A 14,861-nucleotide genomic window follows, 5' to 3' on the forward strand; every position below is an offset into this window, starting at 1 on the left:
TATATGAAGAAGTTGGTTCTGTTTATCCCATTAGTCATCTTTCTTGGCATGGGGGTATTTTTATACAAAGGATTGTTTTTAAATCCACAGAAACTGGATTCAGCTCTGGAAGGAAAGCCGATCCCGGCTTTCCAACTGGAACGTCTCGAAACACCAAGCGAGATGATTACCAATGAGCAACTGAAAGGCAAAGTCTCGCTACTCAACGTATGGGCCACTTGGTGTCCATCTTGTAAGTATGAGCATCCTTTCTTAGTCATGCTGAAACGCCAAAATATTCTGCCTATCTACGGGATCAACTACCGCGACGAGCGTATTCCCGCATTGGAAGAATTAAAACGTCAAGGCGATCCGTACCATACCAACATCTTCGATAAGGATGGTCGTTTAGGATTAGACCTCGGGGTTTATGGTGCGCCAGAAAGCTTTATTGTCGATCATAAAGGCATCATTCGTTTCCGTTACGCGGGTCCAATCGACCAGCGCGTATGGAGCGAAACCTTGTACCCTATGATCCAACAACTACAAGCTGAAGCGGCGAAGGATGGTGCAGCGTGAGAACACTGACAAAAATCATCGGTGGTTTAGTGTTGTTGCTGAGTATGGTAACAACGGCGATGGCGACACCCGTCGACACCTACGAGTTTAAATCGCCAGAAAACCAAAAACGTGGTCTATCGCTGGCCCATGAACTGCGTTGTCCGCAATGTCAAAACCAAAACCTGATCGACTCTAACTCACCCGTTGCCCGAGATCTGCGTCTTGAAGTCTACAAGATGGTCGACGAAGGTAAGGGCGATGATGAGATCATCGAGTTTATGACGAGCCGCTATGGTGAGTTCGTTCTCTACAAACCTAAAATGGAAACCAAAACCTATATTCTTTGGTTAGGTCCAGTGGGTTTGTTGCTGCTTGGTCTGATCATTGGCTTCATCTTTATCCGCAAGCAACGTATCGGTGGCAGCACTGAGGCCGAGATCAGCGCCGAAGATCAAAAAGCGCTCGATGCTTTATTAAAGCGTGATACTAAATGAAGTCATTTGCCTTAGCTGCAATCCTTGCGAGTCTGTCTGTTGCCTTTGCTGGTGGTGCTCAAGCGTACCCCGGCATGCAGCAGGCAAATAAGCCGATAGAGTCGACAGTCGATCTGATTAACGTTCTACCCAAGACTTATCCTATCGAGCCCGTTGCCTTTAGTGATGCCGATGGCAAGGCGATCGATTTCAGCCAATACAAAGGCAAAGTCGTAATGGTGAACATGTGGGCGACTTGGTGTCCTCCCTGTGTCAGAGAGCTACCTGCGATTGAACGTTTGGCGACAAAGTTTAAAGCGGAAGAATTTGCACTATTACCTATCTCTATCGATGCGGATGGCAAACAGCAGGTTCAGCCATTTTTAACCTCATTAGGAATGGCAAACTTTAATTCCTACTATGATCCCCAGCAAAACCTTGGGCAGGTGTTTCCATTAGATACTATCCCTGCGACCTTTATTCTCGATCAAAACGGCCAATTGATCGCGTTTGTGCGATCATTTGTCGATTGGGATGATGCAAAAGCCGTATCGCTGATCCAAGGTTTTATCGATAAAAGCGCGAAAAAGCTGAATTAAGCAGCAGATTGCGCGTAAATAGAACGTCATTGTTGAAAAGATCGCCATGCGATCTTTTTTCTTTTAAAAAGCCCTTGCACAAAAGTTTTCGCTGCCTATAATGCGCATCCACTGACACGGCAGACAGCGAAAGCGAATGCGGTATCAGTGTGAATCGAATGCAAAATGTGCACTTGGTTCGAAAGCCTCAAGAAGTTTGCAAAAACGCCTTGACGCGACACGGGAAATGCGTAGAATACGCAGCCCTGACCCGCTGAGCGGTAACGCGAAAGCTGAGGTCAAATGTTCTTTAACAATCTAAACAAGAAATCTGTGTGGACACTCACAGGTGTTGAGTTAATCGAAATTACTCTGCCGTTTGGCGAGTAATCAAAATTTACATCAATGAATGAGTGTTCATAGCAATATGTACAGTTTGTTTTGACTTTCGGGTTGAAACGACAAATCAGAATTCATTGAGCCGAACCTTAGGGTTCACAAAACTTTTAATTGAAGAGTTTGATCATGGCTCAGATTGAACGCTGGCGGCAGGCCTAACACATGCAAGTCGAGCGGCAGCACAAGGGAGTTTACTCCTGAGGTGGCGAGCGGCGGACGGGTGAGTAATGCCTAGGGATCTGCCCAGTCGTGGGGGATAACAGTTGGAAACGACTGCTAATACCGCATACGCCCTACGGGGGAAAGGAGGGGACCTTCGGGCCTTCCGCGATTGGATGAACCTAGGTGGGATTAGCTAGTTGGTGAGGTAATGGCTCACCAAGGCGACGATCCCTAGCTGTTCTGAGAGGATGATCAGCCACACTGGGACTGAGACACGGCCCAGACTCCTACGGGAGGCAGCAGTGGGGAATATTGCACAATGGGGGAAACCCTGATGCAGCCATGCCGCGTGTGTGAAGAAGGCCTTCGGGTTGTAAAGCACTTTCAGTAGGGAGGAAAGGTTGTAAGTTAATACCTTGCAGCTGTGACGTTACCTACAGAAGAAGGACCGGCTAACTCCGTGCCAGCAGCCGCGGTAATACGGAGGGTCCAAGCGTTAATCGGAATTACTGGGCGTAAAGCGTGCGCAGGCGGTTTGTTAAGCGAGATGTGAAAGCCCCGGGCTCAACCTGGGAATTGCATTTCGAACTGGCAAACTAGAGTCTTGTAGAGGGGGGTAGAATTCCAGGTGTAGCGGTGAAATGCGTAGAGATCTGGAGGAATACCGGTGGCGAAGGCGGCCCCCTGGACAAAGACTGACGCTCAGGCACGAAAGCGTGGGGAGCAAACAGGATTAGATACCCTGGTAGTCCACGCCGTAAACGATGTCTACTCGGAGTTTGGTGTCTTGAACACTGGGCTCTCAAGCTAACGCATTAAGTAGACCGCCTGGGGAGTACGGCCGCAAGGTTAAAACTCAAATGAATTGACGGGGGCCCGCACAAGCGGTGGAGCATGTGGTTTAATTCGATGCAACGCGAAGAACCTTACCTACTCTTGACATCCAGAGAATTCGCTAGAGATAGCTTAGTGCCTTCGGGAACTCTGAGACAGGTGCTGCATGGCTGTCGTCAGCTCGTGTTGTGAAATGTTGGGTTAAGTCCCGCAACGAGCGCAACCCCTATCCTTATTTGCCAGCGCGTAATGGCGGGAACTCTAGGGAGACTGCCGGTGATAAACCGGAGGAAGGTGGGGACGACGTCAAGTCATCATGGCCCTTACGAGTAGGGCTACACACGTGCTACAATGGCGAGTACAGAGGGTTGCAAAGCCGCGAGGTGGAGCTAATCTCACAAAGCTCGTCGTAGTCCGGATTGGAGTCTGCAACTCGACTCCATGAAGTCGGAATCGCTAGTAATCGTGGATCAGAATGCCACGGTGAATACGTTCCCGGGCCTTGTACACACCGCCCGTCACACCATGGGAGTGGGCTGCAAAAGAAGTGGGTAGCTTAACCTTCGGGAGGGCGCTCACCACTTTGTGGTTCATGACTGGGGTGAAGTCGTAACAAGGTAGCCCTAGGGGAACCTGGGGCTGGATCACCTCCTTACCTATACGACTAACTCGATGTTTGTTGAGTGTTCACACAGATGGCTTGTTGAACTTCTCGAAAGAGGAGGGAGAGCGAAATGCACCGCTTGCCGGTAAGCATTGTTCTTTAACAATTTGGAAAGCTGATAGTAATTAATGCAATGATGTCTGTCGTTGTGTTAATACGAAAAAATTGAGTTCTTAAAACACTTTTTAAGTGTCTTGAATATTCAAGTCTAAGGCGAGTCCATTTCCTTGGTCGGAAATGAGACAAGTAAAACCAGCTGGTCGCAACGACCTAGGTGAGTGAAACTCATTTGGGTTGTATGGTTAAGCGACTAAGCGTATACGGTGGATGCCTTGGCAGTCAGAGGCGATGAAGGACGTAGTAACTTGCGAAAAGCGTTGGCGAGCTAGTAACAAGCATTTGAGCTAACGATGTCCGAATGGGGGAACCCAGCAGCATAAGCTGTTATCGTAACGTGAATACATAGCGTTGCGAGGCAAACGAGGGGAACTGAAACATCTAAGTACCCTTAGGAAAAGAAATCAACCGAGATTCCCCTAGTAGCGGCGAGCGAACGGGGATTAGCCCTTAAGTCAGAGGGGTGTTAGTGGAATGGTCTGGAAAGTCCAGCGGCACAGGGTGATAGCCCCGTACACGAAAACTAACCTTTGATGAAAACGAGTAAGGCGGGACACGTGATATCCTGTTTGAATATGGGGGGACCATCCTCCAAGGCTAAATACTCCTGACTGACCGATAGTGAACCAGTACCGTGAGGGAAAGGCGAAAAGAACCCCTGTGAGGGGAGTGAAATAGAACCTGAAACCGTATACGTACAAGCAGTGGGAGCGGTTCTTGAGACCGTGACTGCGTACCTTTTGTATAATGGGTCAGCGACTTACGTTTTGTAGCGAGGTTAAGCGAATAGCGGAGCCGTAGGGAAACCGAGTGTTAACTGCGCGTTTAGTTGCAAGGCGTAGACCCGAAACCCGGTGATCTAGCCATGGGCAGGTTGAAGGTTGAGTAACATCAACTGGAGGACCGAACCGACTAATGTTGAAAAATTAGCGGATGACTTGTGGCTGGGGGTGAAAGGCCAATCAAACCGGGAGATATCTGGTTCTCCTCGAAAGCTATTTAGGTAGCGCCTCGGACGAACACCTTTGGGGGTAGAGCACTGTTAAGGCTAGGGGGTCATCCCGACTTACCAACCCTTTGCAAACTCCGAATACCAAAGAGTGCTATCCGGGAGACAGACGGCGGGTGCTAACGTCCGTCGTCAAAAGGGAAACAACCCAGACCGTCAGCTAAGGTCCCAAAGTGTATGTTAAGTGGGAAACGATGTGGGAAGGCTTAGACAGCTAGGATGTTGGCTTAGAAGCAGCCATCATTTAAAGAAAGCGTAATAGCTCACTAGTCGAGTCGGCCTGCGCGGAAGATGTAACGGGGCTAAACATACCACCGAAGCTACGGGTGCAATCCTTTAGGGTTGCGCGGTAGAGGAGCGTTCTGTAAGCCGTTGAAGGTGAAGGGGTAACCCACGCTGGAGGTATCAGAAGTGCGAATGCTGACATGAGTAACGATAAAGGGGGTGAAAAACCCCCTCGCCGAAAGACCAAGGGTTCCTGTCCAACGTTAATCGGGGCAGGGTGAGTCGACCCCTAAGGCGAGGCCGAAAGGCGTAGTCGATGGGAAACAGATTAATATTTCTGTACTTCCGCTAACTGCGATGGAGAGACGGAGAAGGCTAGGCTAGCGCGGCGTTGGTAGTCCGCGTTTAAGGTGGTAGGTGGGTGACTTAGGCAAATCCGGGTCACTATACACTGAGAGCTGATGACGAGTCCCCAAGGGGATGAAGTAGTTGATGCCATGCTTCCAGGAAAATCTTCTAAGCTTCAGGTTAGCGGGAATCGTACCCCAAACCGACACAGGTGGTCGGGTAGAGAATACCAAGGCGCTTGAGAGAACTCGGCTGAAGGAACTAGGCAAAATGGTACCGTAACTTCGGGAGAAGGTACGCTGCTGTTGGTGATGGGACTTGCTCCCTAAGCTGACGGCAGTCGCAGATACCAGGTGGCTGCAACTGTTTATCAAAAACACAGCACTGTGCAAAATCGCAAGATGACGTATACGGTGTGACGCCTGCCCGGTGCCGGAAGGTTAATTGATTGGGTTATCGCAAGAGAAGCTCATGATCGAAGCCCCGGTAAACGGCGGCCGTAACTATAACGGTCCTAAGGTAGCGAAATTCCTTGTCGGGTAAGTTCCGACCTGCACGAATGGCGTAATGATGGCCACGCTGTCTCCAGCCGAGACTCAGTGAAGTTGAAATTGCGGTGAAGATGCCGTATACCCGCGGCTAGACGGAAAGACCCCGTGAACCTTTACTATAGCTTGGCACTGAACATTGACCCTACATGTGTAGGATAGGTGGGAGACTTTGAAGTTGGAACGCTAGTTCTGATGGAGTCGTCCTTGAAATACCACCCTTGTAGTGTTGATGTTCTAACTTGGGCCCCTAATCGGGGTTAAGGACAGTGCCTGGTGGGTAGTTTGACTGGGGCGGTCTCCTCCCAAAGAGTAACGGAGGAGCACGAAGGTTGGCTAAGTACGGTCGGACATCGTACGGTTAGTGCAATGGCATAAGCCAGCTTAACTGCGAGACAGACACGTCGAGCAGGTACGAAAGTAGGTCATAGTGATCCGGTGGTTCTGAATGGAAGGGCCATCGCTCAACGGATAAAAGGTACTCCGGGGATAACAGGCTGATACCGCCCAAGAGTTCATATCGACGGCGGTGTTTGGCACCTCGATGTCGGCTCATCACATCCTGGGGCTGAAGTCGGTCCCAAGGGTATGGCTGTTCGCCATTTAAAGTGGTACGCGAGCTGGGTTCAGAACGTCGTGAGACAGTTCGGTCCCTATCTGCCGTGGGCGTTGGATGATTGAGGGGAGTTGCTCCTAGTACGAGAGGACCGGAGTGAACGAACCGCTGGTGTTCGGGTTGTCATGCCAATGGCATTGCCCGGTAGCTATGTTCGGAATCGATAACCGCTGAAAGCATCTAAGCGGGAAGCGAGCCCCAAGATGAGTCATCCCTTGGACTATAAGTCCACTAAAGAGCCGTTCGAGACTAGGACGTTGATAGGTCAGGTGTGTAAGCGTTGTGAGGCGTTGAGCTAACTGATACTAATGACTCGAGAGGCTTAACCATACAACCCAGATGGGTTTTGCTAAGAGTACTTAGCTTGAATACAAACACTTAAGAAGTGCAACTCAAACCAGCTTTCCGAATTTAATTTACTGCCTGCATGAGATAAGACTGGTAGTAAATAACAAATTTGCTTGGTGACAATAGCATTGTGGTCCCACCTGATCCCATCCCGAACTCAGAAGTGAAACGCAATCGCGCCGATGGTAGTGTGGGGTCTCCCCATGTGAGAGTAGGTCATCGCCAAGCGCCTAATTTGGTCTCTACTTGAAACAAGTAGCGCCAGACAGAGTTGGAGCGGTAGTTCAGTTGGTTAGAATACCGGCCTGTCACGCCGGGGGTCGCGGGTTCGAGTCCCGTCCGCTCCGCCAACACAAAGAGATAAGCCTCATCGAAAGATGAGGCTTTTTTCGTTTTATCTGTACCACTTTTTAGCCGCTCCAATCTTTCTTCGTCTACCAGCCCTCAGGCTAACGCAAAATAAATCTTTATTTTCTGCTGTTGAAATCATGTTATTTGCCCCAAGATAATCCGAAGTGCTGCAATCTGGTGGCGTTTATCACAGGAGTTTATGTCATGCTTTATGATTTAACGGCTGTTCAATTTAGCAAGATGCTGAAAAATTTGAGTCTTATTCTGGAAAAGGGTGAGGTTTTTGCCAACTTGAAGAAGGTGGATATGGCGGTATTATTGAATTCCCGCTTAGCACCCGATCAATTTAATCTGATCCGTCAGATCCAGATTGCCTGTGATACCGCTAAGATTGGGGTCGCACGTCTGACGGGTAATTTAGAAACTGTGCCTAAGCATGATGATACTGAAACGACGCTACCTGAGCTGCAAGCGCGTATTGCTTCTGTTATCGAGTACTTAGCTCAATTTACTGAGGCAGATTTTGCCGATGCGGCGACTATCCATGTTTCTCAACCGCGTTGGGAAGGTAAGTATTTGACGGGGTATGAGTTTGCGATTGAGCATGCCATCCCAAACTTATATTTCCATGTGACGACGGCCTATGCGATTCTGCGCCACAACGGTGTGGATGTGGGTAAGAAAGATTATCTTGGCCCTATGCCTTACAAGGCGTAATGCCCATCGCACAGCAGAGTGTTTGCTTTGCTGTGCGCTTAATGCGGCTGAGGCAATATCACGCTAACCTTTAGCCCGCCAAGTGTTGAATGCGTAAAGCTAAGTTCCCCCTGATAACTCTCGACAATATCTTTGCAAATCGACAGGCCTAAGCCATGGCCTTGAATGCTCTCATCGAGCCTAATCCCTCGCTCCGTAATCACCTCTAAATCAGTATCCGATACACCTTCGCCATCGTCGCTGACCTCTATTTGATACGATTGATTGCTGGTATTAGTCTGCTCAATACAAAGTTGTATCTGTCGACGCGCATGCTTGCAGGCATTGTCGAGTAGATTGCCAAGCAGTTCCAGCAAGTCGTCCCGATCGAAGGGCAGCACAAGTTTCTTATCAAACTGACTATCAATTTGACGTTCTGGATAGATGCGCTGCATCACTTGGATAAGTGGCGGTAGGTCGTCATTGAGCACGGTGAAACGCCCAGGGGTTGAAAGTCCAACGATTTTAGTGCGTTTAAGCTCTCGCTCAATAATATGGTGCAGATCCGCGAGTACCTTACTGCCTTCGCGTCTTTGATCGGGCGCTAGGCTATCGAGGTAGGATTGTAGCCCTTGTAGAGGGCGTTTCATTTCGTGGGCAAGATTACCCAAGGCATTGCGTGAACGTTGTACCCTTTGTCCTAGTTGATTTATGAGGCGTTCGATTTCCTCAATCAATGGGCTAATTTCTGTTGGCGTGTGCTGGGTATCGATTTCTTGCCCTTGGAGTCGCAGTTGCCTGATGGCATCTGGCATTTGCTCTAGCGGTTTAAAGCCCCGCTTGAGCAATAGATGCTGGGCAAATAGCAGGATCATAATGGTCAGCAGTACCACTACCGCGGCAAAGCCTAAAAAGCGTAATTGGGTTTGCTCGAGCGAGCTTATGTCTTCCGTTACCCATAGGGTAATGGTTTGCCCATTCTTGACTATGGTCTGGCTGAGCATCAGCCAGTGTTCCTGGCCCACGTATTGAGTGGCTTGTTGTTGCTCGCCAACTTTAAGATTGGGGAGTGAGACGGCATGGTCAAACAGCGAGCGCGAACGTAATAGCTGTTCACCGATGTCAATCGCAAAGTAGTGGCCCGAATTGACCCTGTGATACACATTGGGGAGCCTGTCTGTACTTAGCGACCAAGTGCCATCGGCTTGCGGTTCGAGGGCGGAGATCAGGCTATCGGCATCGTGTTGCAGGCGCGAGGCGACAAAGTCTTGGGTTAAGATTTGAATGCCTTGAAATAGCAAATACAGCAATAGTGCCATGGCGCAGGTGAGGGTGATAAGCAGATTGCGGGTGAGGTAGGCTTTGAGTGAATACACGCTTAGGCATCCTTGAGTCGATAACCTTGGCCGCGTCGCGTTTCGATATAGTCTTTGCCTAGGCGTTGGCGGAGTCGGTTGACGTACACTTCAATCACATTGCTGTCTTTGATTTGTTCCTCTTCGTAAATACGCTCGCTCAACTCGGATTTGGACACAATTTTAGTCGGGTTGGCCATTAAATAATGCAGCAGGCGATACTCAATCTTAGTCAGCTCGATAACGTCCCCTTCGGCATTGGTCACCGCTTGTTTATCCACATCGAGGGAGACGCCTGCATGTTGCAGCAGATTATCGGCGCGGCCAAAGTGGCGGCGGATCAGCGCTTCTAATCTGGCGAGCAGCTCCTCAACATGGAAAGGTTTACCGAGATAATCATCGGCGCCAGCCTTTAGGCCATCGACGCGTTCGTGCCAAGCATCGCGAGCCGTAAGGATTAACACTGGCATCAGCAGGCCCTTTTGGCGCCATTGGCTCAGTACGCTTAAGCCCGGCTTACCGGGCAAGCCTAAATCGAGGATCACCGCTTCGAAGGCTTCTTCCTCGCCAAGAAATGCGCCATCGATACCGTTATTGGCATGTTCAACAGTGTAGCCCGCCTTATTAAGGGCGGGGATGAGGCGAGCTACTAAGTCGGCATCATCTTCAATCAAGAGTAAGCGCATCAGTCGACCTTTTCCTTAAGCCATTCACCCGTCTTGGCATCGATCTTAATCTCATAGACAATGCCATCGTCGCGCAGGATTTCGAGTTCATAGATGATGCGCCCGTGTTTTTGCTCGACCTCGAGGTCGAGCAAGCGCCCCTTAAGGCGCGACTCATAGCGTTGCATTATGGTGTCGAAGGGTAATACTTTACCCTCCTTCACCCATTCGACCACTTTGTTGGAGAGGTCTTCATCATGGGCTAGACAGCTTGGGCTGTTAATCATCCCAGCGACCAAAGCCAGGAATATTAACGGTATCTTCATCGAATATGCCCTTCTCTGCGAGGTTATGGCAATTGCTGCATTGACTGAATGAGCCGACTTTGGGGTTATCTTGCACCATGCGTCTTGGGATCTCATCGTGCTTACGGATAAAAAATGCCTGCTCGGTAATTTTTTGCGGCCCCATTCCGGCAATCAAAGGTTTGCTATTTTTCATCACCTTACCATTTTGCGCAGCATGTTGAACGAGATATTGCTCAATTCTAGCCGCTGCTTCAGGCGCCATGCTGGCATCATCACCAAAGTGGTTGCTTAGGTTGCTGGTGATTGCCTGCCATTTTTCGGCGGGCAGTAAATTTGCGGGATACGCCATATGGCAGCTACCGCATTCTGCCGAGTATTCTGCATTTTGTGGGATAGCTTGATTCAGCTCTCGACCATCGTCGGCATAACCTGTACCGGTAAAGGTCAAGCTGAGCCCTACGACGCCTATCGCAAGGGCGAGGACGGTGAGTGTTGAACCTACAATCCAGCTTAGGGGATGGGCTTGTTTAGTCATGATATTTCCTTAGGTTTTACTGATTAAAATGGATGTGAATAACGCCGTTATTGCAAACTCAGCCACAGCAGTACGTCGCCTTTTTCTTGAGGCGTGCACTCGCGTTTAAAGGTCCAGTTACAGTTGCGGGTAAACCATTTCTCAATCTTGGCCGCATCGGTTAAACGGTTACTGGTGAGCGACGGCGCCATAGCCTCGATGGGCTTTCGGGTGTTTTGATGCATACCTGAGTCTGTCACTTTGGCGGTGTGGCAGCAGGCACAGCTGCGGTCTTCACTCTGCTGTAGCCACAGTGCTTGTCCTGCTGCGGCGCTAAAGGGGCCTGCACCTTGTGCCTGATATTGTTGCAGTTGTAAGCCGATTCGCTCGGCGCTGAGTGGCAAGCTGGCGACCTTAGTATTGGCGGCGCTAGCATTAAAACTGCTGAGCAGTACCACAGTGAGTGCCAGTCCCATCAGGCTTTTATTCTGGTTGTTGTTCATCTCTGACTCCTTTGAACGGTCAATTTCGACGGTTATTGATGTTCATCTTGTTGGATCAACGGGCGCTGCTTTTTACCTGTTAGCATGGCTTTGACGAGGTTTTCCTTATGCAGCAGGCTGCTGGCGATCACGCCGCCGACATGGGTGACGATAAGAAACAGGCTTAAGTTGGCAAAAAACTCATGCACTTCCTTCAGTGCGCCCTCGGGCCAAGAGACGAAAAAGCTTGTGGCCAGTGGACCTTGGCCATCTGTGGCATAAAGCGCCATGCCGGAGAAGCCCGTGAACCCTATGCTGAGGATCAGGGCGACTATCATCAGTGCGCCCGCAGGATTGTGGCCGATGTAATCCTTAGCCCTGCCCGTGAACAGTTCCTTCAGGTAAGCCCATGCTATGCTCGGACGGGTAACAAAGTTGATAAAACGCGCATGGTGAGTGCCAATCACGCCCCATAACAGGCGAAATACCAGCAGGGTTAAGATGCTGTAGCCAGCGTAACTGTGGATGTTCATCCATTCGTCTTCACCTTCGGTGAGGTAGGCTAAGGTAAAAAAGCCCACCAATGACCAGTGAAAGATACGGATCAAGGGATCCCAGACTTTGATGTTTTGCTGCATATTTGAGGACATGATCTGTTGCTCCTAAGGTGGTGTGCTTGCAGGCTACTAAAGCCAAACTTAAACGGCGCTTAAATTTTGCGGAGTGAACTTGCCCGATGTTCTGATGAGCTAACTGGGTAAATAAGTGAAAAATCCATCGAACTAAGCTTGTTAAGCTATTGGTATTCAGCTAGATTTTGCCGCTTCATCTTCGAGAGGTAAGGGATTAACCGTTTATGCCTGTCCATCTTTTTAGCCGTCGGCCCGATCGAAAATCTTTTTTAATTTATGCTGTGCTGCTGTTTATCATCGAAGTGTTGATCGCGCGTTTTGTGCCTCTGGGGTTTATTCGCGGTTTTGTCGGTGACGTGTTAGTGGTGATCCTGTTGTTTTGCATGGCGCGAACGCTAGTGCCCGTGGAGAATACAAAAGGGGAGTCAATCAATCGGTTTTGGCACACACCATGGTTAGCACTGGCTGTGCTGCTGTTTGCCTTCGCTATCGAATTTGGCCAGTATTGGGGCTTAGTGGACAAGCTGGGGCTGGGCGGCAATCGCTTGGCGCGAATCGTGATTGGTAGCCATTTCGATCCACTCGACTTGCTGGCGTATTTTGTCGGATACCTGATTTTGATGGGCTTGTATTGGAAGCGAAATTAGCGATTTCAAGGCACTGGGAGGAGACAGCATGAAGCCGATAACAGCCTTCACACTGCGAGTGTCCGATACCGAGGCGCTCACTCAGCCTTTGTATTTCAATCAGCAAGCTACTGGCGCCAACATCGCGGGAAGACAGCTTGAGGCCCAGTACCGCTGCACCTTACCCAATGGCGCCCAAAGCTATTTACTGCTGACCTCCTACGATTGCCCCTTTGAAGAATCGACCGAGTGCAGCCTGCTCGATGCATCCTTTAAATTAGTGGCGAGTCGCTCCCTCTCGCAGAGCTATCATTCGTTTTTACTCTATGCCCATTGGCCAGTTGCGGATAATGGCCTGCGGCTGCATTACTACGATCAGCTAGTTTGGGATTTGCATATTCTGCCAAGCCGTTTAGGTCGGTTCGGCGGGCCTCGTCTCGCATTTAACCCAGTAGCCAACCCTGAGTGCGATCCCCGCACGGCAAGCTCGATGGCGGAACTGTCGCAGCGGTTAGCGAATATCGAGACTGGCCGTTAACGCGATACTAAAAAAGGCGTTAGCAGCTCGGTTAACCAAGCCATAAATACCTGAAGGCGCTTTGAAAGATGGCGTCTATGGGGATAGAGCAGGCTCACCGGCATTGAGGGCGCAGGGTAATCTGGCAGGATCTCTATCAGTTCGCCAGTTTGGAGATATTTTGCCACCCCAATATTTGGCGCTTGAATAATCCCTAAACCCGCCAGACAGGCGGCACTGTAGGCATCGGCATTATTGACCGTGATTAGCTTAGGTAAGGCTAGGGCGCATAGTTCGTGATTATCTTGGCTCAGATATTCAAATCCTGAATCACTGCCGCCTAACTGGCCAACGTAATGGATAAGCTTATGCCCTTGGCTAAGCTCTTCTATATTCGAGGGTCTGCCATATTTTACGATGTAGCTTGGGCTAACGCAGTTAAGCATCTTAAAGTGGCCAATCTTTTTAGCGATAACGCCTTCTTGCTGCACGCTGCCAACGCGGATCACGCAGTCAAAACCTTCGGCAACGATATCTACTTTACGGTCGGTGCTGCTCAGCTCCAACTCAATCTGGGGATATTGTTCAATAAAGTCAGGAAGCTGGGGAAGCACTAAGTTTCGTGCTATCCCTGTAGACATATCGACTCTTAAGCGACCGGAAACTTGCACCGCCTGCAGTTGGAAAAGGCTTTCTAACTCTTGATAGTCGGTGAGCAAGTTTTTACAGCGCTCATAACAACTTATGCCATCTTGAGTGAGGCGCACCGTTCGGGTGGTACGTTGTAGTAAACGTGCGCCTAACGCGGTTTCGAACTGGGCCACTACATTCGATACATGGGTTTTCGACAGACCTAGGCTGATACTGGCTTGAGTAAAACTCTCTAATTCAGCCACCCGCATAAAAATTTGCATGGCTTGTAGTCTATCTTGCATCGCAATTGTTCTCTAATAGCTAACAGTCTTGCCATTTATAGTGTGTTTATCCCTCTTTGTGCAAGTAATAAGCTGTGTGCAGTGGGATCGCCATGCTGTGCGGCGGCATTAACATAGATGAATGAAGAGGATACACAATGAACACAACTCCCATCGCGCTGATCACTGGTGCAAGCCGTGGCTTAGGTAAAAATGCGGCCCTGACCTTAGCCGCCCAAGGTGTTGATATTATTCTAACTTACCAAAGTAATGCCGCTGCGGCCGCCGAGGTGGTAGCGGAAATTGAATGGCACGGGCGCAAGGCTGTCGCTTTACCGTTAGATGTGGGTGATAGCCAGTCCTTTAACGATTTTTCGCTGCGCGTAAAAACCGCGCTCGAACAGACTTGGCAGCGGGATAGTTTTAACTATCTAGTTAATAATGCTGGGATTGGTATCCATGTTCCCATGGCTGAAACCAGTGTGGAGCAGTTTGATACTTTGATGAATATCCATGTTAAAGGACCCTTCTTTTTAACTCAGGCGTTGCTGCCTCTACTTGCCGATAATGGCAGTATTATCAATGTCTCTACGGGGTTAACGCGCTTTGCTGTTCCGGGGTTTGGTGCCTACGCCACCATGAAAGGCGCGGTCGAAACCATGACCAAATACTGGGCGAAGGAGCTTGGTCCACGCGGCATTCGCGTTAATGTGCTGGCTCCCGGTGCGATAGAAACGGACTTTGGCGGTGGTGCGGTACGGGATAACCGCCAGATGAATGAGTTTTTAGCGCAGCAAACGGCGTTGGGGCGGGTGGGATTACCCGAGGATATTGGCGGCGCAATCAGTGTCTTGTTATCACCCGCCGCGGCGTGGATAAACGCCCAGCGTATCGAGGCTTCTGGCGGTATGTTCTTATAGTTCAATGCGATAAAAACAAA

At 49.7% G+C, this 14,861-nt stretch carries 14 protein-coding genes, 1 tRNA gene and 3 rRNA genes; 11 read left to right on the forward strand and 7 right to left on the reverse strand.

The annotated features are described in order from the left end of the window. Positions 1-3 precede the first annotated feature (3 nt). The 8 genes from K0H59_RS01165 (at position 4) to K0H59_RS01200 (ending at position 7,929) form a co-directional block, all read left to right on the forward strand. Entirely contained in the window at positions 4-558 is a 555-nt protein-coding gene (locus K0H59_RS01165) for a DsbE family thiol:disulfide interchange protein (protein ID WP_011715476.1), read from the forward strand. After that, positions 555-1,034, forward strand: coding sequence for a heme lyase NrfEFG subunit NrfF (nrfF, locus tag K0H59_RS01170; protein WP_086904162.1), 480 nt, complete (start codon positions 555-557; stop codon positions 1,032-1,034). The genes K0H59_RS01165 and nrfF overlap by 4 nt, the downstream gene beginning before the upstream one ends. After that, positions 1,031-1,612, forward strand: a complete 582-nt coding sequence (locus tag K0H59_RS01175) for a TlpA disulfide reductase family protein (RefSeq protein WP_220054401.1) — start codon at positions 1,031-1,033, stop codon at positions 1,610-1,612. Before nrfF ends, K0H59_RS01175 begins: the two co-directional genes overlap by 4 nt. 486 nt (positions 1,613-2,098) lie before the next feature. Continuing rightward, a 16S ribosomal RNA gene (locus tag K0H59_RS01180) occupies positions 2,099-3,641 on the forward strand. Positions 3,642-3,950: 309 nt separating this feature from the next. Then, positions 3,951-6,843, forward strand: a 23S ribosomal RNA gene (locus K0H59_RS01185). A gap of 130 nt (positions 6,844-6,973) precedes the next feature. Continuing rightward, positions 6,974-7,089, forward strand: a 5S ribosomal RNA gene (gene rrf, locus K0H59_RS01190). Together the 16S, 23S and 5S rRNA genes with 1 tRNA gene alongside form the textbook arrangement of a ribosomal RNA operon. Positions 7,090-7,134: 45 nt before the next feature. After that, a tRNA-Asp gene (locus K0H59_RS01195) sits at positions 7,135-7,211 on the forward strand. 205 nt (positions 7,212-7,416) lie between these two features. Next, positions 7,417-7,929 carry a DUF1993 family protein gene (locus K0H59_RS01200; protein WP_220054402.1) on the forward strand — a complete coding sequence of 171 codons (513 nt, stop codon included), beginning with the start codon at positions 7,417-7,419 and terminating at the stop codon, positions 7,927-7,929. Between the two features lie 38 nt (positions 7,930-7,967). Here the strand turns inward: K0H59_RS01200 and K0H59_RS01205 are convergent, their stop codons facing one another. The 6 genes from K0H59_RS01205 to K0H59_RS01230 are packed head-to-tail and all read right to left on the reverse strand — an operon-like array spanning position 7,968 to position 11,882. Then, positions 7,968-9,284: a sensor histidine kinase gene (locus K0H59_RS01205; protein WP_220054403.1), complete on the reverse strand. Its 1,317-nt coding sequence runs from the start codon at positions 9,282-9,284 to the stop codon at positions 7,968-7,970. A gap of 2 nt (positions 9,285-9,286) precedes the next feature. Then, positions 9,287-9,949: a response regulator transcription factor gene (locus tag K0H59_RS01210; protein WP_023265941.1), complete on the reverse strand. Its 663-nt coding sequence runs from the start codon at positions 9,947-9,949 to the stop codon at positions 9,287-9,289. Continuing rightward, the gene (locus K0H59_RS01215; RefSeq protein WP_011715482.1) at positions 9,949-10,215 is read right to left on the reverse strand and encodes a PepSY domain-containing protein; all 267 of its coding nucleotides are present in this window, start codon (positions 10,213-10,215) and stop codon (positions 9,949-9,951) included. The genes K0H59_RS01210 and K0H59_RS01215 overlap by 1 nt, the downstream gene beginning before the upstream one ends. Beyond that, positions 10,208-10,771: a diheme cytochrome c gene (locus K0H59_RS01220; protein ID WP_088212537.1), complete on the reverse strand. Its 564-nt coding sequence runs from the start codon at positions 10,769-10,771 to the stop codon at positions 10,208-10,210. Before K0H59_RS01220 ends, K0H59_RS01215 begins: the two co-directional genes overlap by 8 nt. 47 nt (positions 10,772-10,818) lie before the next feature. Beyond that, entirely contained in the window at positions 10,819-11,253 is a 435-nt protein-coding gene (locus tag K0H59_RS01225) for a DUF1924 domain-containing protein (RefSeq protein ID WP_088212538.1), read from the reverse strand. 32 nt (positions 11,254-11,285) lie between these two features. Next, a complete protein-coding gene (locus K0H59_RS01230; protein ID WP_220054404.1) occupies positions 11,286-11,882 on the reverse strand; it encodes a cytochrome b/b6 domain-containing protein in 597 nt (198 codons plus the stop codon). A gap of 206 nt (positions 11,883-12,088) precedes the next feature. Here K0H59_RS01230 and K0H59_RS01235 point away from each other — a divergent pair, with 206 nt between their 5' ends. Both K0H59_RS01235 and K0H59_RS01240 read left to right on the forward strand, forming a co-directional pair. Then, complete coding sequence (locus K0H59_RS01235; RefSeq protein ID WP_220054405.1) at positions 12,089-12,511, forward strand: DUF2809 domain-containing protein; 423 nt, start codon at positions 12,089-12,091, stop codon at positions 12,509-12,511. Positions 12,512-12,539: 28 nt separating this feature from the next. After that, positions 12,540-13,028, forward strand: a complete 489-nt coding sequence (locus K0H59_RS01240; protein WP_220054406.1) for a hypothetical protein — start codon at positions 12,540-12,542, stop codon at positions 13,026-13,028. Here K0H59_RS01240 and K0H59_RS01245 read toward each other — a convergent pair. Further along, the gene (locus tag K0H59_RS01245; RefSeq protein ID WP_220054407.1) at positions 13,025-13,942 is read right to left on the reverse strand and encodes a LysR family transcriptional regulator; all 918 of its coding nucleotides are present in this window, start codon (positions 13,940-13,942) and stop codon (positions 13,025-13,027) included. The two genes, K0H59_RS01240 and K0H59_RS01245, sit on opposite strands and share 4 nt — an antisense overlap. Before the next feature lie 137 nt (positions 13,943-14,079). Between K0H59_RS01245 and K0H59_RS01250 the strand changes: the two genes are divergently transcribed. Continuing rightward, positions 14,080-14,841, forward strand: coding sequence for an SDR family NAD(P)-dependent oxidoreductase (locus tag K0H59_RS01250; RefSeq protein ID WP_220054408.1), 762 nt, complete (start codon positions 14,080-14,082; stop codon positions 14,839-14,841). Positions 14,842-14,861: the final 20 nt, after the last annotated feature.

Source organism: Shewanella sp. FJAT-51649 (assembly GCF_019457435.1).
Lineage (GTDB): Bacteria > Pseudomonadota > Gammaproteobacteria > Enterobacterales > Shewanellaceae > Shewanella > Shewanella mangrovisoli.